This window comes from Streptomyces sp. NPDC051684 (assembly GCF_044453445.1).
Taxonomy (GTDB): domain Bacteria; phylum Actinomycetota; class Actinomycetes; order Streptomycetales; family Streptomycetaceae; genus Streptomyces.
The window spans coordinates 108982-133935 of sequence record NZ_JBITCS010000006.1 but is presented as its reverse complement, the minus strand read 5'-3'; the positions used below and the strand labels follow the sequence as shown (position 1 = coordinate 133935).

The window sequence follows — 24954 nt, the reverse complement described above, 5'->3', positions numbered from 1 at the left end:
CCTGACCTGCATGATGGGTGCATGGATCTTCGCGTATTCACCGAACCGCAGCAGGGCGCGACCTACGAGACGCTGCTCCGCGTCGCCAAGGCCGCCGAGGACTTGAACTACGGAGCCTTTTTCCGGTCGGACCACTACCTCCACATGGGACCCGTCGACGGTCTGCCGGGCCCGACGGACGCCTGGACGACGCTCGCCGGGCTCGCCCGCGAGACGAGCCGGATCCGGCTCGGCACGCTGATGACCGCCGGTACCTTCCGGCTTCCCGGCGTGCTCGCCATCCAGGTCGCGCAGGTCGACCAGATGTCCGGCGGCCGCGTCGAACTCGGGCTCGGCTCGGGCTGGTACGAGGAGGAGCACGCGGCGTACGGCATCCCGTTCCCGAAGGAGAAGTTCGGGCGCCTGGAGGAGCAGCTCGCCATCGTGACGGGCCTGTGGGAGACGCCGGTCGGGCAGCGCTTCAACTACGACGGAACCTTCTACCAGTTGAAGGACTCCCCCGCCCTGCCCAAGCCCACCCAGCCGCGCGTCCCGATCCTCGTCGGCGGCCACGGCGCCAAGAAGACCCCGGCGCTCGCCGCCCGGTTCGCCACCGAGTTCAACATCCCCTTCGCCTCGATCGCCGACACGGAGCTGCAGTTCAAGCGCGTGAAGGCCGCGGCCGGGGAGCACGGCCGCGCCCAGGACGCGCTCACCTACTCCAACGCCCTCATCGCCTGCGTCGGCCGCACCGACGCCGAGGTCAAGCGCCGCGCCGACGCCATCGGCCGCGACGTCGACGAGCTGAAGGCCAACGGCCTCGCCGGCTCCCCCGCCGAGGTCGTCGAACGCCTCGCCGCCTACCAGTCCGTGGGCTCCCAACGGATGTACCTCCAGATGCTCGACCTCGACGACCTGGACCACCTGGAACTGATCGCCTCCGAGGTGGCGCCACAGCTGAGCTGAGGCGAGCCGGCCCGCCCCTTCGGCCCCGCCTCCACGGTCGGGTGAAATTGCGTCAACCCGGGGCGCGGGGGCGGGGGCGCGCAGTGACCCGGCGCCGGTCGTGATCGTTGACTCGGGCGGAGCCGGACCGCCCGGCACCCGCGCCGGCGGTCGCTGCCGGGCGTCACGATCGCGTCAACTCCCCTCCTCTGTCGGAGGGCGAGGGCCGAGGAGGCCGCCATGTCCCAGGAAGCCGCGCCCGATGGGGCCGTGCACGACACGTCCGCGCCGGAGCAGGAAGGCGCACCCAAGGGTCTGCTGCAGCAGATGGAAGAGCTGATGGCCGCGCTCAACGCCGACCTGACGCAGCTCGACGCCGACCTCCAGCAGCCGCCCAGGACTTCGCCGCCGACCGGTGAGGACGGCTGAGCGGGACGCCCGGCGCGTCAGGCGCCCGCGGCGCCGACCGGGGTCGGCTCCGGAGCCCGGTCCCGTCCGGGCCCCGGGCCGTGCGCCCGCCCGCCCGGACCCGCGCCCGCCGGTGTCACGCCGCCGAGTCCGAGTCGGGCTCCGGCGCGGGCTCCCGGTCGGCGAGGGGCAGCGCACGGCCGCCCTCCGGGAGCCGCCGCAGTATCTCGAGGATTCTGTCCCGCGATTCGTCCGCCGCGTCGATCGCCTCCATGCACTGCCAATAGGCCCCTTCCTCGAACGACTCGCTCGCCACGGCGACGAGCGCGATGCCCACGTCACCGAGCAGCGCCCCGAGGTCCGTCAACGCCCGGTGCACATCGCCCAGTTCGGTCAGCTGCGCCGCCCGTATTCCCCCGGCTCCCACGACCGGCGTCGCCGATCCGCCGCTGCCTCGCGCCCCCGCTTCGCTCAGCCCCACCGCCTCGCCTCGTAATTCCGGTGGCCCCTGCATCGCGAGGCGGCTCCCCATCGCCTGCGCCAATGCCTGTGCCTGCCATGCCTCCCTCATGATGTCCCGCGGGTCCTGACTCTGCGCCAGGGCCCGTCGGCCGACCCCGATGAGCCGTACCGCATCCATCGCGTCCCCGTCCGTCTCCCGCCCGAACTCCTTCGTCCACTACCCAGAGTGAAGGTATGAGCGGCGAAAAGCCAGGGGAAGCCCGAAATCTGTGGACACAAGGTTCGATGTGGATAAGTCGACGACTCCGGAGAGTGACATTTCTTGTCCCGGTGGGCAGTTGGCGGAGCCGGCGACTCCGCCGTTATCCGGTTCCCTCACCCCGCGCCGGGAAGCGCCGCTCGTTGCGGTCGATCTTCGCCGACAGCGCGGCCAGCGCGTCGACGCCCAGGACCTCGCAGAGTTGCAGGAGGTAGGCGAGGACGTCGGCGATCTCGTCCTCGACCCGGTGGGCCGATTCCGGTTCCTCCATCACGCGGGCGGACTGCTCGGGGGTCAACCACTGGAAGATCTCGACCAGTTCGGAGGCCTCGACGCTCAGCGCGGCCGCCAGGTTCTTCGGCGTGTGGAAGGGCTGCCAGTCGCGGGCGACCGCGAAACGGGCCAGGCGTGCTTGCAGGGCCGCCACGTCGAGCGGCCGGTCATCCGGGAGTTCGCCGGCGCCGCGGGGTGCTTCGTGTTCCTCGTTCATCGCCCCAGGTCTACCATCGCCGCGCCGTGCGCCCGCGCTCCCCGCTCCGCCTCGGAGCCCTCGCCCACCGCGGCGACGAGCCGGATGTGCCCGCGGGCGCACATGCGGGCGGCCAGCTCCGTGAGTTCGGCGCACTGGGTGCGATCCAGGCCCCGGTCGAAGCCGTCCGCGAGGATCGTCAGGCTCTGGTACGCCTCCGGTACCTCCGCGGCCGTGTCGACGGCGAGCACGCGGGGTCCGGTGAGCAGGACGAGCGCGAGGGCGAGGTACCTCAACTCCCCGTCGGCGAGCCGCTCGACGGGGCTGGTCACTCCGCCGCCGCGGTCCACGACGGCGCGTACCGTCCCATCGCGCGCCGTCTCCGCGCGTACGTCCCGCACCGGTCCCACGAGGCCCGCGCGGGCCGCCGCGACGAACAGCGCGTGCCGGTTCCCGCATTCGGCACCGGTGCGGCGCAGTACGGCGGCGAGGTTGCCGCAGCCGCCGTGCAGCCGGTCGGCCGCGGCGCGGGCGGGGGTGCGCATCCGTGTGGGGTCGGGGTCGCAGGCGAAGGTGGAGCGCAGGCCGACGACGACCTGTTCGGCCGCGGCGAGCACCTTGCGCTGCCCTTCGGTGCGGCCGGCGACGCGCAGGGGCAACATGGCGGTGCCGAGGAGGTCGTCGGGGAGCGGTCCGCGGGTCACGGGCACGGACCCCGCGGTGTGCCAGGCCGCCTGGACGTCGCGCCTGCCGGGGTCGCGCAGCGCGGTCTCCAGGTAGGTGATGTCGGGCCCGGTCAATCGTTCGCCCACGACGCGGAGTTCGGGTTCGGCCTGGACGGCCAGGTCGAGCCGTACCGGTCCCACCGGGCCCTCGACGGTGCAGCCGAGGTGGAATCCGCGGCGTCGTTCGGCGTCGGGCCGTGCGCGTTCGGGAACGTAGGCGCGGGGGTCGGGGAACACGTCGGCGAGGTGCGCTCCGCCGCCGAGTCCGGCGAGCGCGGCGAAGGCACGCAGGAGGCTGGTCTTGCCGCTACCGCTGGGGCCCGACACGGCGGTGAAGGGGCCGAGGGGGACGGTGGTGCCGCGGTGGCGGGCGAAGGCGGCGAGCCTGAGCCGGGTCACGCGCGGGCGGTCGGGGGACGCGCCGGGGGTCGGGGTCGAGCCCCGGCGGAACACGGTCATGGGTCGAACGTAGGCGGGCCGGCGGCGCAGAACCGTTTGCGCGCAGCGCCCTTCCTACGATCGGGGGACTATGCCCACCGGGCTTGCCCGAACGTCCACCGGGCCGCCCTCAGGAGACGGCACCCTGCACAAGTCCCTGGACCTCGGTGCCGGGAGGGGCCAGCAGGAAGACGTTGCGGTCGACGCGGTGCATGCCGCAGCCGAGGCCCATGACGACGCCGCTGCTGAAGTCCAGGACCCGCTTGGCCACGTCGGTCTCGGCGCCGGTCAGGTCGAGCAGCACCGGGATGCCGGACATGACGGTCTCGGCGACCTCGCGCGCGTCGCCGAAGACGATGACACGCAGGACCACGAAGCGGCGCCGCGGCTCGGTGTCCGCCTCGGGCATCGCCCGGTGGTCGACCGCTGACGGCCACTCGTTGCGGCTGCGCAGCGGCACGACCTGGGCGAGCCCCTCCCACTGTTCGTCGGTGACGTCGTGGCTGTTCACTCAGGTTGTCCTCGTGGTGTCGGCGCCAGGGATGACGGCTGCCCTGTTGTCGCGGCCGGGGGTCCGGGGGTTGTCCCCGGGCAGATGCAGCCCCCACCCCGTTTGGGCTCGCACTGTTGTCTGCACCGCCCAATTCTTACGCGATGTAACCCGTTCGGCCCAACACCGACACACTCCGGAGCCCGTGCGTCAGGTCACACCTGGTCGCCGGAGCGCGCCAGCCAGCGTCCGCCGTGCCTGCTGACCTCGATGGGGCGCCCGAAGCAGGAGGTCATCAGGTCCTTGGTCAGCACCTCGTCGACGGCGCCGCTCGCGAGGACGCGGCCCTCGCGCAGCAGGAGGGCATGGCTGATGGCCGGGGAGAGTTCCTCCAGGTGGTGGGTGACGGTCACGGTCGCCAACTCGGGGCGCCCGGCGGCGAGTTGACGCATCGTGTCGATGAGGTCCTCGCGGGAGGGCAGGTCGAGGGCGTTGAACGGCTCGTCGAGCAGGAGCAGCGCCGGGTCCGCCATGAGGGCGCGGGCGATGAGGAGGCGGGCGCGCTGGCCGCCGGAGCAGACGCCGTAGGGGCGGTCGGCGAGTTCCTTGATCTGGAGTTCGGCGAGCAGCGCGTGGGCGCGCTCGCGCACCTCGTCGTCGTACGTCTTCCACAGGGGCTGGACGGTGCCGCTGTGGCCGGTGAGGACGACGGTGTGGCCCGGCAGGTCCTGGGGGACGCGCTGGGAGGTGGAGACGTGGCCGATGAGGGCGCGCAGCTCGCGGACGTCGACGCGGCCGAGCCGGTGGCCGAGGACCTCGACGGTGCCGGTGGTCGGGTGGTTGGTGGCGCCGACGAGCCGCAGGATGCTGGTCTTGCCCGCGCCGTTCGGACCGAGCAGCGCCCAGTGCTCGCCGGAACGTACGGTCCAGTCGATGTCGTCGAGGATGACCTGGCCGGTGGTGTAGCGGCGCATGCCCACGCCGTCGAGGGCGGCCACGGCACGGCCCTGGTTCTCGTTCACGGCGCCTCCTGCCTCTTCGCGTACGAGCTGGTGACGGGTCCTCGTACGCACCGGAGGGTAGCTGCATGTTGCATTCATCCCGATGGGTGTCCATTTCGTGGACGCGGCGACCGGGAGCCGCTTGTGACGCGCCGGGGTCCACCGACCGGTGGACCCCGGGTTCCACCGGTCGCCGCTGTCCGCGCCCGTACCGCCGCGACCAGCATGGACACCATGACCAACTACCCCGTACGTATGGCTCGTTGGAGCGCCGGGCACCCCTGGAGGGCGATCGCCGGCTGGTTCCTGTTCGTCGTCCTGTGCCTCGGTGCCGGGATCACCGTGGGTGGCAACGCCGCCACGTCCGCCGACTTCGGTGTCGGTGAGGCGGGTCGCGGCGAGGCGATCGCCCGGGAGGGCGGGCTCGCGCAGCGGCCCGTCGAGCGGGTGCTGATCGAGGGCCGCACCTCCGGGCGGCTTGACCGGGCGACGGGCACCGCCGTCGCCGATGAGATCACCGGCCGGATGCGGGGGCTGCCCGAGGTGCGGTCCGTGGCGGAGCCCGTGTGGTCGAAGGACGGCCGGGCGGTCCGTGTCGACGTCACCATGAAGGGCGCCGAGCTCGACGGGAAGAAGCACGTCGATCCGCTGCGGGCGCAGACCGCCGCGGCGCAGAAGGCGCACCCGGAGCTTCGCGTCGAGGAGACGGGCGGACCCTCGATCAGCCAGGGCGTCGACAAGCTGCGCGGCAGCGACCTCTCCCGTACGGAGATGATCGCGCTGCCCATCACGCTGCTCACGCTGCTGCTCGTGTTCCGCTCGGTGGCGATGGCGACCGTGCCGCTGCTGCTCGCGCTGTCCGCGATCGTCGCGTCGATCGGCCTGTCGATGCTCGCCTCGCACGTCTTCCCCGACGCGGGGGTCGGCACGAACATCATTCTGCTGATCGGGCTCGCCGTCGGCGTCGACTACACGCTGTTCTATCTGAAGCGGGAGCGGGAGGAACGGGCGCGATCGGGCGGGGAGTTGAGTTCGCGGGCGCTGGTGGAGATCGCGGCCGCCACCTCCGGTCGCGCGGTCGTGCTCTCCGGGCTCGCGGTCGCCGTGTCCAGTGCGACGCTGTATCTCGCCGACGACGTCATCTTCTCGTCGATCGCGACGGCCGCGATCCTGGTGACGCTGGTCGCCGTGGTCAGTTCGTTGACGGTGCTGCCCGCACTGCTCGTGAAGATCGGGGCGCGCGCCGAGCGCCGCGCCGCACGGCGGGGGCCACGCAAGGCGAGGCCGCACAGGCCTGTGCGGCACAACGCCCTGCTGCGCCTCACCGCCCGTCGCCCCGGTGCCGTGCTGATCGTCGCGGTCCTCGCCATGGTGGCCCTGGCGGCTCCCCTGCTCGGCTTGAAGCTCACCGACATGGGCCGTGAGACGCACTCGCGGCAGACCCAGTCGATGCCCACCTTCGACCGTTTGAACGCGGCTTTCCCCGAGGTCAAGGCTGCACACCAGATTCTCGTACGGGCCGACGCCGGGCGTGCGGACGAGGTGGCCGGGGCGCTGCGCTCGCTCGCCGAGGACGTCAAGGACGACCCCGGCCTGAACGGCACGTTCACCCTGCGCGGTTCTTCCGACCGCCGCGTCACCTCGCTCGAACTGCCGGTCCCGCACTACGTCAGCACGAAGCCCGCGCAGGAGTCGCTGGAACGGCTGCGCGGGGAGTATCTCCCGGACACCGTAGGTGAGTTGAGCGGGAACATCGACGCCGCGGTCACCGGTGACGTCGCCCGTTACGCCGACTATCCCGCGCACCAGAAGGAGAAGCTGCCGCTGATCATCGGGGCGCTGCTGCTCGTGACGTTCGCGATGACCGTGTGGGCGTTCCGGTCCGTGGTGCTCGGCCTCGTCGGCGTCGCCCTGAACCTGCTGTCGGCGGCCGCCTCGCTCGGCGTCCTCACCCTGACGTTCCAGGGCAGTTGGGCCGAAGGTCTGCTGGACTTCCAGTCGACGGGCACGATCGGCTCGCGGGTGCCGCTGTTCCTCTTCGTGATCCTTTTCGGGCTCTCGATGGACTACCAGGTGTTCGTGATCAGCCGGATCAAGGAGGCCGCCCAGCGCGGGGTGCCGACGCGGCAGGCGGTGCTCGACGGGGTCGGCAGCTCGGCCGGGGTGGTGACCAGCGCGGCGTTCGTGATGGTGACCGTGTTCGCCAGCTTCGTGTCGCTGCACTTCATCGAGATGAAGCAGATCGGGTTCAGCCTGGCCGTGGCGGTGCTCCTGGACGCCTTTGTCATCCGGGTGCTGATTCTGCCCGCGCTCATGCTGCTGCTGGGCGAGCGGAGTTGGTGGCCCTCGCGCGGACCGCTGCGAGCCGGAAAGTCCACGACCGAGCGCCCGCTCGCGAACGTAGGCTGATCGCCGTGGACAGCAGCCGAGTGCCTCTCCTCGCCCCGGACCGGGGTCCGGCCCAGGCGGCCGTGCCCGTACCGCACCGCTGGAACGCCGTGGTGTGGGTGCTGTGCGGCCTGGTGCCGCCCGCCCTCGCGGTGGCGGACACCCCGGCCGGGACGAAGTACCCGACGTTCGTGCTGCTGTCCGTCATGACCTGCGCGTACGCGGCGGTGGCGATGTTCCCCGGGCGGGAGCTGCTGCGACCGACCGCCTATCTCGCACTGCTCGCCGCCGGGGTCGGCGCCGTGTCGTACGCGATGGGCAGCGGCGCCGCCCTGTTCATCGTGTCGCTGCCGCACTTCTGGATCTACGCGTCCGGGCCCGGCTCCGCGCTCGCCCTCAGCGGGGCGGCCGCGGCGCTCACGGCCGCCGGCACCGTCACCGGAGGCGATCCGGGCACCGAACTGCTGGGCGGGAACGTGTTGTTCACCCTCGCCGGATACGCCGCCGGGTCCACGGTGGGCCTCCTGGTGCACCGGATCACCGAGCAGGGCGAGGCCCGCACTCGACGCCTGAGCGACGAACTGGCCGACACGCAACAGGCGTTGGTCGAAGCACATCGCAGGCAGGGTGCGGCGGACGAGCGGGAGCGGATGGCCCGCGAGATCCACGACACGCTCGCCCAGGGCTTCGCCTCGATCATCGTCCTCGCGGAGGCGGCCCGCGCCGGGCTTCCTTCGGAACCAGCACGCTCCGCGCAGCAGTTGACGTCGATCGAGCAGACGGCACGGGAGAATCTGGCAGAGGCGCGTGCCCTCGTCGGCGCGACATCCCCGCCGGGCGGCGGCATACAGGGCCCGGTGGCGGGCACGCTGCGCCGCGCCCTCGACCGGTTCACCGAGGACACCGGGGTCACGGTGGACGCCGAACTGGCCGAGGTCGACTGCGACCAGCAGACCCGTATCGCACTGCTGCGCTGCACCCAGGAGTCGCTCGCCAACGTCCGTAAGCACGCCGCCGCTTCGGCCGTCGCCGTGGTCCTTGACCAGAGCGCGTACGGCATCGATCTGGAGATCACCGACGACGGGGACGGCTTCGACGTCGACGCGGCGCGCGGCTTCGGCCTCGACGGCATGCGCAAGCGCCTTGCCGAACTCGGCGGCGAGCTGACCGTCACCAGCTCCCCGGGGGACGGCACCCGCGTTCTGGCCCAACTGCCCGGCCCCCGGGCCGAAGAGGAGCGAGCATGATTGACGCGGTGAACCTGAGGGTCGTCGTGGTCGACGACCACACCGTGATGCGGGCCGGGGTCGTCGCCCTGCTCGCGCCGGAGCCCGGCCTCGAGGTCGTCGGCGAGGCGGACGACGGCCGGTCCGGCGTGGCGCTCGTCGAGGAGCTGCGCCCCGATGTGGCGCTGCTCGACCTGCGGATGCCGGGGCTCGACGGGGTGGCGGCGACCGAGCGGATCGTCGCGGGGCCGAGCCGCACCCGCGTCCTGATCCTGACGACGTACGACACGGACTCCGAGATCGAGCGGGCGGTGGAGGCGGGCGCGGTCGGCTATCTGCTCAAGGACACCACGCGCGAGCAGCTCGTCGACGCGATCCGCTCGGCGGCGCGCGGCGAGACGGTGCTGGCCCCGCGGGTGGCGCAGAAGCTCGTGGCGAAGCTGCGCCGGCCGACGCAGACGGCGCTGACCGCGCGCGAGGTGGATGTCCTGACGGCGGTCGCCGACGGCCTGTCCAACCCCGACATCGCGAAGCGCCTCGTGATCGGCGAGGCGACCGTGAAGACGCATCTGCTGCGCATCTTCGCGAAGCTGGACGTAAGCGACCGGACGCGGGCGGTGGTCGTGGCACTGGAGCGCGGGGTGCTGTAGCTCCTGTCGACCCAGAGGGGTTCGACGGGGTCGTGCACGACCGTTGACACTCCCACTGGCCAAGTGATCTATTCACTTTATGAGTTACGCCGATCAACCCTCGCTCTCCGAGCGCCTCGCGGACGACATCGTCGAGATCATCCGCACCGAACGGCTCTCCCCCGGTGACGCCCTGGCCTCCTCACGCGAGCTGGCCAAGCGTTTCGAGGTGACGACGCCGACCGTGCGGGAGGCGCTGCGGCGCCTGGAGGCCATGCAGGTCGTGGAGTTCCGGCACGGTTCTGGGACGTACGTCGGGCCCGGCGTGGATCGGCGACTGCTCGCCAATCCGCACCGGCCGCGCACGTCGCGGCGGTCCGTGCTCGAACTCGTCGAGGCGCGCCTGGTCGTCGAACCGGCGGTCGCGGCCGAGGCCGCCCGGATCCGGCTCCCGCAAGGAGTGGAGCAGTTGGAGCACGCGGCGGCCAACGCGCTGTTCCCGCCCGAGGAGTCACTGCGCCGCTCCGTGCACTTCCACGTGGCGCTCGCCACGGCCAGCGGGAACGCGCTGCTGAAGGAGACCGTCGAGGCGCTGCTCCAGGTCCGCGCCCGCGACCAGATCGAGATCCGGCACCGCTACAACGACCGGGAGCGCGACCACGCCGAGCACCTCCAGATCGTCGAGGCCGTACGCGAAGGCGACGCGGCGACGGCCGAGCGACTCACTCGCGAGCACTTGACCGCGATCCGGGACACCGTGCTCGGCGCCGAGTTCCCCGACGGGGGTGAGCTCGCGTGAGCACCGAACAGCCGCTGCGGCTTGCCGAGTTGACGACCGAGGAGGCCGCCGGGGCCGTCACCCGCGCCCCCGTCGTCATCATCCCCGCCGGCGCCTACGAGCAGCACGGCCCCGGCATGCCGATCGCCACCGACACCATCCGCGCGGAACGGATCGCCGACCTCGTCGGAGCCCGGCTCGCCGGCCGCGTGGTGATCGGCCCGCCGCTCCCGGTCGGCGTCTCCCCGCACCACATGGCGTTCGCCGGGACGGTGACGCTGACGACGACCACGTTCGCCGCCGTCGTGCGCGAGTACGTGGAGAGCCTGCGACGGCACGGCTGGCGGCGGTTCCTGGTGCTCACCGGGCACGGCGGGAACAACGCGGCGCTGACTACGGTGGCGCAGGACCTGCTCGTCTCCCACCCTGACGTCCGGTTCGCCTGGTCGCCGGTGACCGCGCTCGCCTCCGGCGTGGTGGCGGGCATGGGCGTGAGCGAGGTGCACGGGCACAGCGGCGAGGCCGAGACCGCCCAAATGCTGCGCCTGACACCGGAGTTGGTGCACCGGGACCGGCTGAGGCCGGGTTCCGTGTCCATGGACGAACTGAAGCCCGAGGCGCGCCTCGCCCGTTCCTTCGCGCAGCCGACGCTCACCCTGCCCTACGACGAGTTGAGCGCCAACGGCGTGCTCGGCGACCCGACGTCGGCCACGGCCGAGGACGGGGCGGCCATCGTGGACGCCGCCGTCGGGCGCGTGTGCGCGTTCGTCGAGGAATGGCTCGACCTCTAGCCCCCCCGCTGAGCGACACAACCACCCTCTCTTAGGAGCCGCAGATGAAGGGTCTACTTCGGCGTGCCTGCGTACTGGCCGCCGCGCTCGTCGCCGTACCGTTCGCCCCGGCATACGCCGGCCCCGCCCACGCCGCCGACTCTCCCCGCTCCGGCGGCTGCGGCGCCCCCGCCCCGCAGCACCCCGGCACCAGCGCCCTGCACACCATGACTAGCGGCGGCCGAGAGCGTACCTACCAGCTGCACCTCCCCAACGGCTATACACCCGACCGTAGTTGGCCGCTGATCGTCGCCTACCACGGGCGCGGGAACACCGGCGCGGGCACCGAGGCGTTCTCGCGCCTGTCCGCACTGCCCGCGATCGTCGCCTACCCGAACGGCGTCGTCGGCACCGGCGACGGCGAGCGGCAGGCCTGGCAGGGCGCGCCGTACGCGGCGGCCGGCGTGGACGACGTCGCGTTCACCGGGGATCTGCTCGACTCCCTCGAAGGCTCACTGTGCGTCGACGAGCGGCGGGTGTACGCCACCGGCAAGTCGAACAGCGCCGGGTTCACCGGCCTGCTCGCCTGCCGGATGGCCGACCGCTTCGCGGCCGTCGCGCCGGTCGCCGGGGCCTTCTACCCCGGCACCCGCGAGGGCGGCTGCGACCCGAAGCGCCCGATGCCCGTCCTCGACTTCCACGGCACCGGCGACACCACCATCCCGTACGCCGGAGACGTCGACCGGGGGCTGCCCGCGATCCAGGACTGGGTGCGCGAGTGGGCCGACCGGGACGGCTGCCGCACCCAGGCGCCCGACGAGACGGTCGGACCCGACATCACGACGTCGCGGTGGACCGGCTGCGCGGGCGGCGCGGAGGTGGCGCACGTCGCGGTCACCGACGGCGGGCACACCTGGCCGGGCGCCGACGGCTACAGCGGTGGCGGCTGCACGACGCAGACGATCCAGGCCCACAAGGTGATGTGGGCGTTCTTCCGGCACCACCAACTCCCGTCCCCGACGCGCTAGTTCGGAGCAGCGATCATGACCGTACAGAGACAGGTCCCCGCGCCGGACGAGGCAGGGGCGGCGCGGCTGCCGTTCGTCATCCGCGCCCTCGGTGTCGTCGAACGAGCGGGCAACGCGCTGCCGCACCCGTTCTGGCTGTTCTGGATCCTGTCGGCGGTACTCGCCGTCGTCAGCGCCGTGCTCGCGGGGCTCGGCGTGTCCGTGGTGTCGCCCGCCGACCACAAGACCGTCGTCGTACAGAACCTGCTCAGCGGCGACGGGCTCGCCATGGCGGTCTCGACGATGGTGTCGAACTTCGCCGAGTTCCCGCCGATGGCGACGATCGTGGTCGTCATCATGGGCGTCGCCGTCGCCGAGCGCAGCGGATTCCTGTCCGCTGCGATGAAGGTCGGGGTCGCGCGGGTGCCCGCCTCCTGGGTGGTGTTCGCCGTCGCGTTCGCCGGGACGGTCGCGCACGTGGCGTCGGCCGCCGCGTACATCATCCTGGTGCCGCTCGGCGGGCTCGCCTTCCGTGCCGTGGGCCGCTCCCCGATCCTCGGCATCGTCGTGGCGTACACGTCGATCGCCTCCGGCTACGACGCGAGCCCGGTGCCCACGCCGAACGACGCGATCTTCGCGGGCATCACGACGGCCGCGGCGAAGATCGCGGGCGGCGACGACGCGTATGTGTCGCCGCTGTCCAACTGGTTCTTCAACATCGCCTCCTCGCTCCTGCTGGCCACCGTCATCACACTGGTCACGCGCTGGGTGCTGGCCAAGCGCCCCGATCTCGACCCGGACCCCGACGCCGACGTCGAGGACCTGGGCACGCTGGACCTCAGCGAGCGCGAACGCTCCGCGCTGCGCCGGGCGTTGCTCGCGCTCGGCGGCGGCCTGGTGCTGGTCGTGGCGGCGCTCGCCCCCACGTCCTCGCCGCTGCGCGGGGACGGCGGCAGCATCGTCGAATCGCCGTTCATCGACGGCATCGCGGCGGTCGTGGCCGTCCTGTTCGCGCTGACCGGCATCGTGTACGGGGCGCGCTCGGGGTCGATCGCGAAGCCCGGCGACGTACCGAAGCTGATGGCGGCGGGCGTGAAGCAGATGGCGCCGGTCCTGGTGCTGTTCTTCGCGATCGCCCAGTTCCTCGCCTACTTCGACTGGACGCACATCGGCGACGTGTTGGCGGTGCGGGCGGCGGAGCTCCTGGAGCACAGCGGGATGCCGATCGTCGTCGTGTTCCTGCTGATCCTGCTGCTGCTGACCGTCGTGAACGTGATGGTGACCAGCGGCTCCGCGATGTGGGCGCTGGCCGCGCCCGTCCTCGTACCGATGCTGATGCTGGCGCACGTGCCGGCCGAGACGACGCAGGCGCTGTTCCGCATCGCGGACTCCGGGTCGACCGCGATCACCCCGATGAGCCCGTACTTCGTGATGGCCCTCGGCTTCCTCCAGCGCTACCGCAAGGACGCGGGCATCGGCACCCTCGCCGCGTACACGCTGCCGCTGGCCATCGCGATGACAGCGGCGTGGACGCTGCTGTTCCTCGCCTGGTGGGCGCTGGGGATTCCGCTGGGGCCCGGGGCGCCGGTGCGCTGACCGGCCACGCCCGGCGGACGTCAGGTCCGGCGGGCGTACGACGCGAGGCGGTCGGCGAACTCGCCGACGAGGTCACGGAGTTCGGCGGGACGCTCGACGGCGAACGGCCGGTCGAGCGAGGCGAGCACCGGAGGCAGCCAGTCGAGCCGCTCGGCCCGCAGCTCGACCCGCCGCTCACGTTCGGCGGTGGGCCCGGTCTCGTCGAGGACCGCGACGCTCGCGGGGAGCCGGGTCCGGATCTGCTCGACGCTTCCGTGGATCCGCAGCGTCACCTCGTACCGGTACGCGGCCGTGGCGAGCCCGGACAGCACGCGCTGCGCCGGATCGAGCCCGTCCGGCCCCTCGGACCCCGCCGGTTCCTCGAACGTGCCCGGCAGCGACCGCGCGTCCGCGATCCGGTCGAGCCGGAAGGTGCGGTCCTCGCCGAGCCCGGCGTCCTGGCCGGTGACGTACCAACGGCCCGCGTGGGCGACGATCCCGTACGGGTGCAGCGTGCGCTCGCTGCGCCGGCCCTCCCCGTCGACGTACCGGACCGAGACCGGACGGCGGTGGCGCACCGCGTCGGCGACGGTGAGCAGCACCCCGGCGTCCGGGGCGGGGGCCCGCTCGCCGGGCCGGCCCGTGAGGGAGCGCGGGTCGTCGGTGAAGGAGAGCGAGTCGAGGAGCGTGTCGAGGCGGCGTGCGAGCGGCGTGGGCAGCACCCGGCGGATCTTCGCCGCGGCCGTCTCGCTCGCGGTGTCCCCCGCGGCCGTCAGCCCCGCCCGGCGGCCGGCGATCAGGCCGAGCAGCACGGCCAGCGCCTCGTCGTCGCCGAGCATGAGCGGGGGCAGCCGGTGGCCGGGGCCGAGCCGGTACCCGCCGTAGCGGCCGCGCACCGACTCCACGGGGACGTCAAGGTCGACGAGGTGGTCCACGTAGCGCCGCACGGTGCGCCCGTCGACGCCCAGCCGGTCGGCGAGTTCGGCGACGGTCCGGGTGCCGCCGGACTGGAGCAGCTCAAGGAGGGTGAGCACGCGGCCTGCGGGTCGGGACATGCTCGAAGGCTAGCGCCGATACCGGACCGATTCTGTCTGCTATTGCTCCTAGCCTGCGAAGCACACCCGATCCCGCCCAGAGCTCAGGGAGACCTCATGGACTTCGTATCCATCCGCGTCATCACCGGCGACGTCGCCCGCCTCGTCGCGTTCTACGAGCGGGCCACGGGCGTCCAGGCCGTGTGGGCGACCGAGGACTTCGCCGAACTCCGGACGCCGGGCGCCACGCTCGCCGTTGCCAGCACCCGCACGGTCCCGCTGTTCGCCCCTGGCTCGGCGCGCCCGGCGGCCAACGACAGCGTGATCACCGAGTTCCTCGTCGACGACGTGGACCGCACGCACCGGGACCTGGCCACTCACGTGACGGACTTCGTCAACGGACCCACCACGATGCCCTGGGGCAACCGCTCGCTGCTGCTGCGCGACCCCGACGGCAACCTGGTCAACTTCTTCACGCCGGTCACCCCGGAGGCCGTGGCGAAGTTCGCGCGCTGACGCCCTCGCACACGCCTCCCGCAGGGCCGTCGGTCAGGCGTCCTTCTTGGCCGGCTCCAGAATCGCCACGCACTCGACGTGGTGCGTCATCGGGAACAGGTCGAACGCCCGCAGCGTCCGCACCTTGTACCCGCCCTCCTGGAAGTACCCGAGGTCGCGCGCGAGGGCGGCCGGGTCGCAGGCGACGTAGGCGATGCGGCGGGCGCCCAGCGTCGTGAGGTGGGTGACGGTCTTCTTGCCCGCGCCCGCGCGCGGCGGGTCCAGGACGATGAGGTCGACCTCGGAGATGCCGGTGCGCGGCAGGACCGACTCGACCTTGCCCTGCTCGACGCGGACCCGGTCGAAGGACTCCAGGTTGTGCCGGGCGTCCTCGACCGCGCGCTTGCCGGACTCGATGCCGAGGACCGCGCCCTTCTCGCCGACCCGGTCGGCGATCGCGCCCGCGAAGAGGCCGACGCCGCAGTAGAGGTCGAGGGCCGTGTCGCCCTTGCGCGGCGTGAGGCCCTGCATGACGGCGAGCATCAGCGTCTCGGCCGCCTTCGGGTGGACCTGCCAGAAGCCGCCGTTGCCGACGCGGTACGTGCGGTTGTCGGCGCGCTCGCGGACGAAGGGGCGGCCGTGAACGCGGTGGATACCGCCGTCCTGTTCGGCGACCCGGAGGACCGAGACCGGCTTGTCCAGCTCCACGAGGGGCAGGCGCGCGCCCGGCTTCGGTTCCAGGATCACCTGGCGGTCCTGCGAGCCGCTCGCCGCGATCGCCTCGACCGACGCCATGCCGGCCCAGTCGCGCTTCTCGATGCCCAGCTCGGACACGCCCGCCGCGGCGATCATGCAGTGCTCGATCGGCTCGACCTCGTGCGAGCGGTGGCGGCGCAGGCCCGCGTTGCCGTCGGCGTCGATCGCGTACTGGACGCGCGTGCGCCACTGCGGGACCTCGCCCGCCGGGAGCTTGTCGCCCTCGGCCGGCATGACCGTGCCGTCCCAGCCGGCCTCCTCGGGCGTGAGGCCCGCGAGCCGCTGCAACTGCTCGGCGATGACCTCGCCCTTGAGGCGGCGCTGCGCGCCGGGCTTGGCGTGCTGCCAGTCGCAGCCGCCGCAGCGGCCGGGCCCGGAGTACGGACAGGGCGCCTCGACGCGGTCCTTGGACGCCTCCAGGACCTGCACGGCGTCGGCGCGCAGGAAGCGCGCGCCCTCCTCGCCCTCGGTCACCCGCGCCACGACCCGCTCGCCGGGCAGCGTGTGCCGGACGAAGAGGACCTGGCCCTCGGCGGTGCGCGCGATGCAGTGACCGCCGTGCGCGACGGGGCCGACCTCGACCTCGTACTCCTCCCCCACCAGTGACGTCGTCGGTTCTGCCTGCATGGCGGGGCTCCAGTACGTAAGGGGGTGGCCACATACGAGAGCGGCCGGACAACAGCCCACCAGTTTACGTGGCTGTCGCCCGGCCGCTCACCAGGGCACGCGTCGGCCTACTTGGAGCTGGGCTCCTTGGGCCGCTTCTCGACGGGGCCGCGCCGCACGGCGCCCGGCGCGTTCCACTCGGAGCGCCTGCGGGCCCGCTTCTTCGCGGCCTCGGAGGACTCCAGCTGGTACGGGACGGAGGTCACCATGATGCCGGGCGTGAAGAGCAGCCGGCCCTTCAGGCGCAGCGCGCTCTGGTTGTGCAGCAGGTGCTCGTACCAGTGGCCGACCACGTACTCGGGGATGATCACGCTGACCGCGTCGCGCGGGGACTCCTTGCGGAGGCTCTTGACGTACTCGATGATCGGCCGGGTGATTTCCCGGTACGGGGAATCAAGAACCTTGAGCGGCACGTCGATACCTCGACGCTCCCACTCCTCCCTCAACGCCTTCGTCTCCGCCGGATCAACATTGACGCTCAATGCCTCAAGGGTGTCCGTACGCATCAACTTCGCGTACGCGATCGCGCGCAGCGTCGGCCGGTGGATCTTCGACACGAGGACGAGCGAGTGCACCCGGGAGGGGCGCACGCTGTCGTCGGACGGAACCTCCGGAGCCGCGATCTCCTCGGCGACCCGGTCGTAGTGCCTACGGATCGCGGTCATCGTCACGAAGAAGATGCACATGCCGAGCAGTGCGACCCAGGCTCCGTGCGTGAACTTCGTGAGGAGGACGACCACGAGGACGAGGCCGGTGAAGAACGCGCCGAACGTGTTGATCGCGCGGGAGCGGACCATGTGGCGGCGCTTGGCCTGGTCGCGCTCGGAGGCCAGGTGCCGGTTCCAGTGCCGGACCATGCCGATCTGGCTGAGCGTGAACGACACGAAGACGCCCACGATGTACAGCTGGATCAGCCGGGTCGAGTCGGCCCCGTAGATGACGACCAGGAGAGCCGCGGCGCCGGCGAGCAGCACGATGCCGTTGGAGAACGCGAGGCGGTCGCCGCGGGTGTGCAGCTGGCGCGGCAGGTAGCGGTCCTGGGCGAGGATCGAGCCGAGCAGCGGGAAGCCGTTGTACGCGGTGTTGGCCGCAAGGAAAAGCACGAGCGCGGTGGCGGCCGAAAGGATCAGGAACATGAAGCTGCCGCCGCCGAAGACGGCCTCGGCGACCTGTGCGATCACCGGGTCCTGAACAAAGCTGGAGCCGACCGCGGCACCGTTGTGGATCAGGTCCTTGGCCGGATTCTCGGCCATCCGTACGTCGGTGGCGAGGGCAAGCCCGATGATGCCGCAGAACATGGTGACGGCGAGGCCGCCCATCAGCGCGAGGGTGCTCGCCGCGTTCTTCGACTTGGGCTTGCGGAACGCCGGGACACCGTTGGAGATCGCCTCGACGCCGGTGAGCGCCGCACACCCGGAGGAGAAGGCGCGCAGCAGCAGGAAGACGAGCGCGAAGCCCGCGAGGCCCTGGTGCTCGGCCTTGATGTGGAAGTCGGCGGTGGGCGCCTTCATGGAGTCACCGAGGACGAGCCCGCGGAACGCACCCCAGACGATCATGATGAAGACACCGGCCACGAAGACGTACGTGGGAATGGCGAAAAGCTTCCCCGATTCCTTCACACCGCGCAGGTTCATCAGCGTGAGCAGCACGATCACGGCGACCGCGCACAGCACCTTGTGCTCGACCACGAACGGGATCGCGGAGCCGAGGTTCTCGATGCCGGAGGAGATCGACACGGCCACGGTCAGGACGTAGTCGACGAGCAGGGCGCTCGCGACGGTGAGTCCCGCCTTCGGTCCGAGGTTGGTGTTCGCCACCTCGTAATCGCCGCCACCGCTCGGATAGGCGTGGACGTTCTGGCGGTAGGAGGCGACGACCGTGAACATCAGCACGACGACCGCGACCGCGATCCAGGGGCTGAAGTGGTAGGCCGACACGCCCGCGATGGAGAGGACCAGCAGGACCTCTCCGGGCGCATACGCCACGGAGGACAGCGGGTCGGAGGCGAAAACGGGGAGTGCGATGCGCTTCGGCAGGAGCGTTTCTCCCAGCCGGTCGCTGCGCAGTGCGCGCCCGATCAAGATCCGTTTGGGCACGTCGGTCAGTTTGGACACGGAGAGGATCGTAAGCGTTCGAACGGCGGGCCGCCCACCCACCACCCCCATTCAGCTTCGTGCTCTGCACCACGCCTTCCGCGATCTCCCCGCCGACGCGGAGGAGGAGTTCCCTTACAGAGCCGATACGGTGGTCCAGAGCGCGAGCCGCACAGCAGCCCGCATCGTGCCCGAGATCGAGCCGCACCGGCTGGACCATGCCGCGAGAGAGAGCCATGAGCAGGACGTTTACGCAGGTCAAAAGGCCTATGAGGAGTGCGGGGTAGGGCCGTGCATATCGTGATCATGGGCTGTGGCCGAGTAGGGTCCCAACTCGCCCAGACCCTGGAGCAACAGGGCCACACGGTCGCCGTGGTCGATCAGGACCCGACGGCGTTCCGTCGCCTGGGTTCGGGTTTCGGCGGCCGTCGCGTCACCGGAGTCGGCTTCGACCAGGACACCCTGCGCGAGGCGGGCATCGAGGAGGCCGGCGCCTTCGCCGCCGTCTCCAGCGGTGACAACTCGAACATCATCGCCGCGCGGGTGGCCCGCGAGATGTTCGGGATCGAGAACGTGGCGGCGCGCATCTACGACCCCCGCCGTGCGGAGGTCTACCAGCGCCTGGGCATCCCGACGGTCGCCACGGTCCGCTGGACCGCCGACCAGATGCTGCGGCGCCTCCTGCCGTCCGGCGCGGAGCCGCTGTGGCGCGATCCCACCGGGGGCGTCCAGCTCGCCGAGGTGCACGCGTCGGAGTCCTGGATCGGCCAGAAGATCAGCCGCCTCCAGGAGGAGACGGGCGTGCGCGTCGCGTTCCTGACCCGGCTCGGCGAGGCGATCCTGCCGACGTCGCAGACGGTGCTGCAGGAAGGCGACCTCGTGCACGTGATGATGCGCACGGACGACGTCGAGAAGGTCGAGGCGGCGTTCGCCGAGGGCCCTGAGGAGGGCGGTCACTGATGAGGGTCGCCATTGCCGGAGCCGGGGCGGTCGGCCGCTCGATCGCGGGCGAGCTCCTGGAGAACGGTCACGAGGTGCTCCTCGTCGACAAGGCGCCGACGGCCATCTCGGTCGAGCGCGTCCCGCAGGCGGAGTGGCTGCTCGCCGACGCCTGCGAGATCACGTCCCTGGACGAGGCGGCGCTCCAGCGCTGCAACGTGGTCATCGCGGCCACCGGGGACGACAAGGTCAACCTGGTCGTCTCGCTGCTCGCGAAGACCGAGTACGGGGTCCCGCGGGTCGTCGCCCGCGTGAACAACCCGAAGAACGAGTGGCTGTTCAACGAGTCGTGGGGCGTGGACGTGGCCGTCTCGACGCCGCGCCTGATGTCGGCGCTCGTCGAAGAGGCGGTCAGCGTGGGCGATCTCGTCCGCCTGCTCCGCTTCAGCCACGGCGACGCGAACCTGGTCGAGCTGACGCTTCCCGAGGAGTCGGCCCTTGCCGGCACCCGGGTCGGCGACGTCCAGTGGCCGCAGGACACGTCCCTGGTGACGATCATCCGCGGCACCCGCGTGCTGGCCCCCAGCCCGGAGGACTCGCTGGAGGCGGGCGACGAGCTGCTGTTCGTCGCGGCGCAGGCGCGCGAGGAGCAGTTGGAGGACCTGCTGTCGGTGCGGCGCGAGGACGCGTAGCGCACTGACCAGAGTCGAACGACGAAGGCGGCGGCCCCGAGCTTCTTCGCTCGGGGCCGCCGCCTTTGACGTTCAGCGGCGTACGAGGATCAGGCCTCGCGGCGGTGTCGCGCGCGGCCGCCCGCCTCGGCGCTGGAAGCGTCCGCCTTCTCGCGGTCGGCCTCCTTCTGCCGCTCGGCCTCCTCCATCTCCGCGAACACGTCGATGGGCGCGGGCGCCTTCGCCAGGAAGACCCACGTGAGCCACACGGCCAGCAGGAACGGCGGGATCTTCAACGCGACGAGCACCCAGCCGAATTGGGTGTTGGCCGAATCCGTGTCCGCCCAGAAGTACATCGGGAACAGGATCGCGCACTTGGCCAGGAGGATGAGGCCCCAGGCCCAACTCGCCTTCGCGTAGGCCTTCTTGCGCCCCGGGTTGCGGGTGCGCCACGACAGGTTCTCCTTGAACACCGGCCCGAGGATCAGGCCGATCAGGGGCACCCCGCACAAGGTGGTGACGATGTAGGCGAGCGCGAGCCCCAACGTGTAGAGCATGCCGGGCAGATAGAAGTCCTTGGCGTTGCCCGTCATCATCGCGAACACCACACCGAAGGCGACGCCGAAGACGCCGCTGAAGGCGTGCTTCACGGTGTCCTTCATGACCAGGCGCACGGCCACCATGACCAGGGACACCGCGATGGCCGCGATGGCCGCCATGTGCAGGTCCTTGTTGACCGTGAAGATGCTCACGAAGAGGAGGCCCGGCAGGACCGTCTCCACCATGCCCCGCACGCCGCCGAAGGCCTCGAAGAGCGCGGCCTCGGTCACGGACTTGTCCGTGACGTCCTGGCCGTCCTGCCCGTCGTGGCCTGTGGGTTCGCGGTCGGTCGGCTTGTCGAGGGACGTCACCGGCTACTCCCGTCCGAGCGGTCTGAGTTCGTACTTCGGGTTGAACAGCACCCTACGGCCCCGGCTCATCGAGATCCGTCCCGAAGCTATGAGTTTGCGCCCCGGCTCGATCCCGACGATCGAACGCCGGCCGAGCCACACCACGTCCACGGCGGCCGAGCCGTCGAACAGCTCCGCCTCCAGCGCGGGAACTCCGGCGCGTGGCCGCAGGGTTACCGTGCGCAACGTACCAGTTACGGTGACCATTTGTCGGTCCGTGCAGTCGTCGATGCGCGTGCACCCGGTGGTCTCCGAGTCCTCGCGCAGCTCCTCCGACTCCAGGTCCTCCTGGGAACTGGACAGACGGTCGAGCATGCGCCGGAACCGGCCCGCCGGCTTCTCGGACGCCCTGTCGGAACGCGGAACAGCACTCATACTGGAAGCGTACCTGGGCCCTGTGACAGGGTCGTACCCGCTGGTGTACCCCGCTTTCGCGCGGTCTCAACGCGCGAACTCACCGCTCGAACCGGTACCCCATCCCCGGCTCCGTCACGAAGTGCCGCGGGTGCGAGGGGTCGGTCTCCAACTTGCGGCGCAACTGCGCCATGTACACCCGCAGATAGTTGGTCTCCGTCCCGTACGAGGGCCCCCACACCTCCTGAAGCAGCTGTTTCTGGCTGACCAGGCGGCCGGTGTTGCGCACCAGGACCTCCAGGAGATGCCATTCGGTCGGGGTGAGGCGTACGTCGTGCCCGCCCCGGTTGACCTTCTTCGCGGCCATGTCGACCGTGAAGTCGGAGGTCTCGACGATCCCCCCGTCCTCGGTGCCGCCCGTGGGCTCGGCCCGCCGCACGGCCGCCCGCAGCCGGGCGAGCAGCTCGTCCATGCCGAAGGGCTTGGTCACGTAGTCGTCGGCGCCCGCGTCGAGCGCCTCGACCTTCTCGTCGGACGAATGCCGCGCGGACAGCACGAGGATCGGTACGCGGGTCCAGCCGCGCAGCCCCTTGATCACCTCGACGCCGTCCATGTCGGGCAGGCCCAGGTCGAGGACGATCACGTCGGGGTGGCGGGCGGCGGCGAGCTGCAGCGCCTGCGCCCCGTCCGTGGCCGCGTCCACCTCGTACTTGCGCGCCTTCAGATTGATGACGAGGGCGCGCACGATCTGCGGCTCGTCGTCGACCACGAGCACCCGGGTCATGCGGTCCTGCCTCTCTGGGGTCCTGCTGCGGTGGGTTCGGCCTCCGGGGCCGCGTCGGGGGTGGTGCGGGCCGCGGCCCGCAGGGTCAGGACCATCGTGAGCCCGCCTCCTGGGGTGTCCTCGGCGCCGAGCGTGCCTCCCATGGCCTCCGTGAAGCCACGCGCCACCGCGAGCCCGAGGCCCACGCCGGCGCCGCGCGGAGCGTCACCGTAGCGCTGGAAGGGCGCGAAAATCCGGTCCTTCGCCTCGTCCGGGACGCCGGGCCCGCGGTCCACGACGCGCAGCTCCACTCGGTCGCCGAGCGTGCTCGCGGAGACGAGGACGGGCTTGTCGGGCGGGCTGTACTTGACGGCGTTCTCGACGACGTTGGCGACGGCCCGCTCCAGGAGCCCCTTGTCGACGCTGACCATGGGCAGCGTCTCGGGTACGTCCAGGTCGACGCTGAGGTCCGGGTCCGGCACGCCGACGAGGGCCAGCGGCACGACCTCGTCGAGGTCGATCTCGCGGATGAGCGGGGTGACGGTGCCGGTCTGGAGGCGCGACATGTCGAGCAGGTTCCCGACGAGGTGGTCGAGCCGGTCGGACCCCTCCTCGATGCCCGCGAGCAGCTCCGCCTGGTCCTCGGGCGACCAGTCGACGTCCTCGGAGCGCAGGGACGACACCGAGGCCTTGATGCTCGCCAGCGGCGTGCGCAGGTCGTGGCTCACTGCCGCGAGGAGCGCCGTACGGATGCGGTTTCCCTCGGCGAGCGTGCGCGCCTGGTCGGCCTCGGACTGCAGGCGCTGGCGGTCGAGCACGACGGCGGCCTGCGCGGCGAAGGCGGCGAGCACGCGCCGGTCCTCCGCGGGCAGCACGCGCCCGGTCAGGGCCAGCGCCATGTGGTCGCCGACCGGCATGTCGACATCGGCGTCCTCGGGGCGGCCGAGGGACTGCGGTCCTACGCTCGCCGCGCAGGTCCACGGCGCGGTGTCGCCCTCCCGCTCCAGGAGCGCCACGGACTCCATCGCGAAGGTCTCCCGTACGCGTTCGAGCAGCGCGTCGAGGCTGCTGTCGCCGCGCAGCACGCTGCCCGCCAGGAAGGAGAGGATCTCGGACTCGGCGCGCAGCCTGGCCGCCTGGTGGGTGCGCCGCGCCGCGATGTCGACGACCGAGGCCACGGACACCGCGACCCATACGAAGATGACGATGGCGACGATGTTGCGGGGGTCGGCGACGGTCCACAGGTGCAGCGGGGGCGTGAAGAAGTAGTTGAGCAGCAGCGAGCCGAAGGCGGCCGAGGCCAGCGCCGGGAGCAGCCCGCCGACCAGGGCGGCGGCGACCGTCAGCGACAGGAACAGCAGCATGTCGTTGGCGAGGCCGAGGTCGCTGTGGGTGTGCGTGAGGACCAGCGCGAGCAGCGCGGGACCGCCGACACCGGTGAGCCAGCCCCATACGATCCGGGAGCGGCCGAGCCGGGCGCCGCGGGCGACGGGCAGTCCGCGCCCCTTGGCGACCTCGTCGTGCGTGACGATGTGCACGTCGAGGTCGGGCCCGGACTCGCGGGCGACGGTCGCGCCGACGCCGGGGCCGAACATGTACTGCCAGGTCTTGCGGCGCGAGGAGCCCAGGACGATCTGGGTGGCGTTGACGCCGCGGGCGAACTCCAGGAGGGCGGCGGGGATGTCGTCGCCGATGACGTGGTGGAACGTGCCGCCCAGGTCCTCGACGAGGGTGCGCTGGACGGCCAGTTCCTTGGGCGAGGCGGCGGTGAGGCCGTCGCTGCGGGCGATGTAGACCGCGAGCACCTCGCCGCCCGCGCCCTTCTCGGCGAGCCGGGCCGCGCGCCTGATCAACGTACGGCCCTCGGGGCCCCCGGTCAGGCCGACGACGATGCGTTCGCGGGCCTGCCACGTGGAGCGGATGTTGTGCTCGCCCCGGTACTCCTGGAGGTACTCGTCGGCCCGGTCGGCGACCCACAGGAGCGCCAACTCCCGCAGTGCGGTGAGGTTTCCGGGGCGGAAGTAGTTGGAGAGCGCCGCATCGACCTTGTCGGACTTGTAGATGTTGCCGTGGGCCATGCGGCGGCGCAGCGCCTGGGGCGACATGTCGACGAGCTCGATCTGGTCGGCCCGGCGGACGACCTCGTCGGGGACCGTCTCCCGTTGACGTACACCAGTGATCGAATCAACCACATCGCCGAGTGACTCAAGGTGCTGGATGTTGACGGTCGATATGACGTCGATGCCCGCACCGAGCAGTTCCTCGACGTCCTGCCAGCGCTTGGCGTTGCGCGAGCCCGGCACGTTCGTGTGGGCGAGTTCGTCGACGAGGGCGACGGCGGGGGCGCGGCGCAGCACGGCGTCCACGTCCATCTCGTGGAAGGCCGTCCCCCGGTAGGCGAGTTCCCTGCGCGGGAGCTGTTCCAGGCCGTGCAGCATGACCTCGGTGCGCGGCCGGTCGTGGTGCTCGACGAACGCGACGACGCAGTCGGTGCCCCGCTCCACCCGGCGGTGCGCCTCCGACAGCATCGCGTACGTCTTGCCGACGCCCGGCGCCGAACCGAGGTAGATACGTAGTTTGCCGCGCGTCCGGCGTCCCATGGCCTCATTGTCTTCCTGTCACTGCTCCACGCGCATCGAGCCTACGGCCTGCGAGCTGCGCAAAGGGGGCGTACGGCAGGGGGG

The 24954-nt window shown here is 71.5% G+C and carries 24 protein-coding genes; 12 read left to right on the top strand and 12 right to left on the bottom strand.

Features of this window, described 5'->3' with window-relative positions; genetic code table 11:
* The first annotated feature begins 21 nt into the window (after window positions 1-21).
* Together ACIA8D_RS09700 and ACIA8D_RS09695 are read left to right on the top strand one after the other, a co-directional pair.
* The gene (locus ACIA8D_RS09700; protein WP_399230380.1) at window positions 22-945 is read left to right on the top strand and encodes an LLM class F420-dependent oxidoreductase; all 924 of its coding nucleotides are present in this window, start codon (window positions 22-24) and stop codon (window positions 943-945) included.
* A gap of 219 nt (window positions 946-1164) precedes the next feature.
* Window positions 1165-1353, top strand: coding sequence for a hypothetical protein (locus ACIA8D_RS09695; protein ID WP_399230378.1), 189 nt, complete (start codon window positions 1165-1167; stop codon window positions 1351-1353).
* 115 nt (window positions 1354-1468) lie between these two features.
* Here the strand turns inward: ACIA8D_RS09695 and ACIA8D_RS09690 are convergent, their stop codons facing one another.
* The 5 genes from ACIA8D_RS09690 to ACIA8D_RS09670 form a co-directional block, all read right to left on the bottom strand.
* On the bottom strand, window positions 1469-1972 hold the full coding sequence (locus ACIA8D_RS09690) for a DUF6099 family protein (RefSeq protein WP_399230376.1): 504 nt from the start codon (window positions 1970-1972) through the stop codon (window positions 1469-1471).
* 184 nt (window positions 1973-2156) lie between these two features.
* Window positions 2157-2543: a nucleotide pyrophosphohydrolase gene (locus tag ACIA8D_RS09685; RefSeq protein ID WP_399230374.1), complete on the bottom strand. Its 387-nt coding sequence runs from the start codon at window positions 2541-2543 to the stop codon at window positions 2157-2159.
* On the bottom strand, window positions 2540-3706 hold the full coding sequence (locus ACIA8D_RS09680; RefSeq protein ID WP_399230373.1) for an ATP-binding protein: 1167 nt from the start codon (window positions 3704-3706) through the stop codon (window positions 2540-2542). The genes ACIA8D_RS09685 and ACIA8D_RS09680 overlap by 4 nt, the downstream gene beginning before the upstream one ends.
* A 109-nt stretch (window positions 3707-3815) precedes the next feature.
* Window positions 3816-4196, bottom strand: a complete 381-nt coding sequence (locus ACIA8D_RS09675) for a cell division protein SepF (RefSeq protein ID WP_399230371.1) — start codon at window positions 4194-4196, stop codon at window positions 3816-3818.
* Between the two features lie 194 nt (window positions 4197-4390).
* Window positions 4391-5149, bottom strand: a complete 759-nt coding sequence (locus ACIA8D_RS09670) for an ABC transporter ATP-binding protein (protein ID WP_399230675.1) — start codon at window positions 5147-5149, stop codon at window positions 4391-4393.
* Window positions 5150-5410: 261 nt separating this feature from the next.
* Between ACIA8D_RS09670 and ACIA8D_RS09665 the strand changes: the two genes are divergently transcribed.
* The 7 genes from ACIA8D_RS09665 to ACIA8D_RS09635 all read left to right on the top strand — a co-directional run bounded on the left by ACIA8D_RS09665 (window position 5411) and on the right by ACIA8D_RS09635 (window position 13570).
* Window positions 5411-7585: an MMPL family transporter gene (locus tag ACIA8D_RS09665; RefSeq protein ID WP_399230369.1), complete on the top strand. Its 2175-nt coding sequence runs from the start codon at window positions 5411-5413 to the stop codon at window positions 7583-7585.
* Window positions 7586-7590: 5 nt separating this feature from the next.
* Window positions 7591-8811 carry a sensor histidine kinase gene (locus ACIA8D_RS09660; RefSeq protein ID WP_399230368.1) on the top strand — a complete coding sequence of 407 codons (1221 nt, stop codon included), beginning with the start codon at window positions 7591-7593 and terminating at the stop codon, window positions 8809-8811.
* Complete coding sequence (locus ACIA8D_RS09655) at window positions 8808-9440, top strand: response regulator (protein ID WP_399230366.1); 633 nt, start codon at window positions 8808-8810, stop codon at window positions 9438-9440. The genes ACIA8D_RS09660 and ACIA8D_RS09655 overlap by 4 nt, the downstream gene beginning before the upstream one ends.
* Before the next feature lie 79 nt (window positions 9441-9519).
* Window positions 9520-10218: a FadR/GntR family transcriptional regulator gene (locus ACIA8D_RS09650; RefSeq protein ID WP_399230364.1), complete on the top strand. Its 699-nt coding sequence runs from the start codon at window positions 9520-9522 to the stop codon at window positions 10216-10218.
* Window positions 10215-10988 carry a creatininase family protein gene (locus ACIA8D_RS09645; RefSeq protein WP_399230362.1) on the top strand — a complete coding sequence of 258 codons (774 nt, stop codon included), beginning with the start codon at window positions 10215-10217 and terminating at the stop codon, window positions 10986-10988. Before ACIA8D_RS09650 ends, ACIA8D_RS09645 begins: the two co-directional genes overlap by 4 nt.
* A 44-nt stretch (window positions 10989-11032) precedes the next feature.
* A complete protein-coding gene (locus tag ACIA8D_RS09640) occupies window positions 11033-11995 on the top strand; it encodes an alpha/beta hydrolase family esterase (protein WP_399230361.1) in 963 nt (320 codons plus the stop codon).
* Between the two features lie 15 nt (window positions 11996-12010).
* Window positions 12011-13570, top strand: a complete 1560-nt coding sequence (locus tag ACIA8D_RS09635; protein ID WP_399230359.1) for an AbgT family transporter — start codon at window positions 12011-12013, stop codon at window positions 13568-13570.
* A 20-nt stretch (window positions 13571-13590) separates the two neighbouring features.
* On the opposite strand, the gene ACIA8D_RS09630 is transcribed toward ACIA8D_RS09635, so the two are convergent.
* Window positions 13591-14604: a helix-turn-helix transcriptional regulator gene (locus tag ACIA8D_RS09630; RefSeq protein WP_399230357.1), complete on the bottom strand. Its 1014-nt coding sequence runs from the start codon at window positions 14602-14604 to the stop codon at window positions 13591-13593.
* A 96-nt stretch (window positions 14605-14700) separates the two neighbouring features.
* Here ACIA8D_RS09630 and ACIA8D_RS09625 point away from each other — a divergent pair, with 96 nt between their 5' ends.
* Complete coding sequence (locus ACIA8D_RS09625; protein ID WP_399230355.1) at window positions 14701-15099, top strand: VOC family protein; 399 nt, start codon at window positions 14701-14703, stop codon at window positions 15097-15099.
* 33 nt (window positions 15100-15132) lie between these two features.
* On the opposite strand, the gene ACIA8D_RS09620 is transcribed toward ACIA8D_RS09625, so the two are convergent.
* Window positions 15133-16461, bottom strand: coding sequence for a class I SAM-dependent RNA methyltransferase (locus ACIA8D_RS09620; protein WP_399230353.1), 1329 nt, complete (start codon window positions 16459-16461; stop codon window positions 15133-15135).
* 107 nt (window positions 16462-16568) lie between these two features.
* On the bottom strand, window positions 16569-18614 hold the full coding sequence (locus ACIA8D_RS09615; protein WP_399230351.1) for an APC family permease: 2046 nt from the start codon (window positions 18612-18614) through the stop codon (window positions 16569-16571).
* A gap of 270 nt (window positions 18615-18884) precedes the next feature.
* Between ACIA8D_RS09615 and ACIA8D_RS09610 the strand changes: the two genes are divergently transcribed.
* Together ACIA8D_RS09610 and ACIA8D_RS09605 are read left to right on the top strand one after the other, a co-directional pair.
* Entirely contained in the window at window positions 18885-19553 is a 669-nt protein-coding gene (locus ACIA8D_RS09610) for a TrkA family potassium uptake protein (protein WP_306318136.1), read from the top strand.
* On the top strand, window positions 19553-20224 hold the full coding sequence (locus ACIA8D_RS09605; protein ID WP_306318135.1) for a TrkA family potassium uptake protein: 672 nt from the start codon (window positions 19553-19555) through the stop codon (window positions 20222-20224). The genes ACIA8D_RS09610 and ACIA8D_RS09605 overlap by 1 nt, the downstream gene beginning before the upstream one ends.
* 89 nt (window positions 20225-20313) lie before the next feature.
* On the opposite strand, the gene ACIA8D_RS09600 is transcribed toward ACIA8D_RS09605, so the two are convergent.
* The 4 genes from ACIA8D_RS09600 to ACIA8D_RS09585 form a co-directional block, all read right to left on the bottom strand.
* Window positions 20314-21114, bottom strand: a complete 801-nt coding sequence (locus ACIA8D_RS09600) for a DUF3159 domain-containing protein (RefSeq protein ID WP_399230348.1) — start codon at window positions 21112-21114, stop codon at window positions 20314-20316.
* Between the two features lie 3 nt (window positions 21115-21117).
* Window positions 21118-21528, bottom strand: coding sequence for an OB-fold nucleic acid binding domain-containing protein (locus ACIA8D_RS09595; protein WP_399230346.1), 411 nt, complete (start codon window positions 21526-21528; stop codon window positions 21118-21120).
* A gap of 79 nt (window positions 21529-21607) precedes the next feature.
* On the bottom strand, window positions 21608-22291 hold the full coding sequence (locus tag ACIA8D_RS09590) for a response regulator (protein WP_399230344.1): 684 nt from the start codon (window positions 22289-22291) through the stop codon (window positions 21608-21610).
* Complete coding sequence (locus tag ACIA8D_RS09585) at window positions 22288-24870, bottom strand: ATP-binding protein (RefSeq protein WP_399230342.1); 2583 nt, start codon at window positions 24868-24870, stop codon at window positions 22288-22290. The genes ACIA8D_RS09590 and ACIA8D_RS09585 overlap by 4 nt, the downstream gene beginning before the upstream one ends.
* Window positions 24871-24954: the final 84 nt, after the last annotated feature.

Excerpts from the sequence above, each read along its gene's own strand:
- ACIA8D_RS09640 (WP_399230361.1), top strand. The coding sequence starts at position 11,033 with ATGAAGGGTCTACTTCGGCGTGCCTGCGTACTGGCCGCCGCGCTCGTC.
- ACIA8D_RS09620 (WP_399230353.1), bottom strand. The coding sequence starts at position 16,461 with ATGCAGGCAGAACCGACGACGTCACTGGTGGGGGAGGAGTACGAGGTC.
- ACIA8D_RS09585 (WP_399230342.1), bottom strand. The coding sequence starts at position 24,870 with ATGGGACGCCGGACGCGCGGCAAACTACGTATCTACCTCGGTTCGGCG.
- ACIA8D_RS09590 (WP_399230344.1), bottom strand. The coding sequence starts at position 22,291 with ATGACCCGGGTGCTCGTGGTCGACGACGAGCCGCAGATCGTGCGCGCC.
- ACIA8D_RS09625 (WP_399230355.1), top strand. The coding sequence starts at position 14,701 with ATGGACTTCGTATCCATCCGCGTCATCACCGGCGACGTCGCCCGCCTC.
- ACIA8D_RS09605 (WP_306318135.1), top strand. The coding sequence starts at position 19,553 with ATGAGGGTCGCCATTGCCGGAGCCGGGGCGGTCGGCCGCTCGATCGCG.
- ACIA8D_RS09695 (WP_399230378.1), top strand. The coding sequence starts at position 1,165 with ATGTCCCAGGAAGCCGCGCCCGATGGGGCCGTGCACGACACGTCCGCG.
- ACIA8D_RS09665 (WP_399230369.1), top strand. The coding sequence starts at position 5,411 with ATGACCAACTACCCCGTACGTATGGCTCGTTGGAGCGCCGGGCACCCC.
- ACIA8D_RS09670 (WP_399230675.1), bottom strand. The coding sequence starts at position 5,149 with ATGCGCCGCTACACCACCGGCCAGGTCATCCTCGACGACATCGACTGG.
- ACIA8D_RS09690 (WP_399230376.1), bottom strand. The coding sequence starts at position 1,972 with ATGGATGCGGTACGGCTCATCGGGGTCGGCCGACGGGCCCTGGCGCAG.
- ACIA8D_RS09650 (WP_399230364.1), top strand. The coding sequence starts at position 9,520 with ATGAGTTACGCCGATCAACCCTCGCTCTCCGAGCGCCTCGCGGACGAC.
- ACIA8D_RS09685 (WP_399230374.1), bottom strand. The coding sequence starts at position 2,543 with ATGAACGAGGAACACGAAGCACCCCGCGGCGCCGGCGAACTCCCGGAT.
- ACIA8D_RS09680 (WP_399230373.1), bottom strand. The coding sequence starts at position 3,706 with ATGACCGTGTTCCGCCGGGGCTCGACCCCGACCCCCGGCGCGTCCCCC.
- ACIA8D_RS09595 (WP_399230346.1), bottom strand. The coding sequence starts at position 21,528 with ATGAGTGCTGTTCCGCGTTCCGACAGGGCGTCCGAGAAGCCGGCGGGC.
- ACIA8D_RS09635 (WP_399230359.1), top strand. The coding sequence starts at position 12,011 with ATGACCGTACAGAGACAGGTCCCCGCGCCGGACGAGGCAGGGGCGGCG.
- ACIA8D_RS09700 (WP_399230380.1), top strand. The coding sequence starts at position 22 with ATGGATCTTCGCGTATTCACCGAACCGCAGCAGGGCGCGACCTACGAG.
- ACIA8D_RS09655 (WP_399230366.1), top strand. The coding sequence starts at position 8,808 with ATGATTGACGCGGTGAACCTGAGGGTCGTCGTGGTCGACGACCACACC.
- ACIA8D_RS09630 (WP_399230357.1), bottom strand. The coding sequence starts at position 14,604 with ATGTCCCGACCCGCAGGCCGCGTGCTCACCCTCCTTGAGCTGCTCCAG.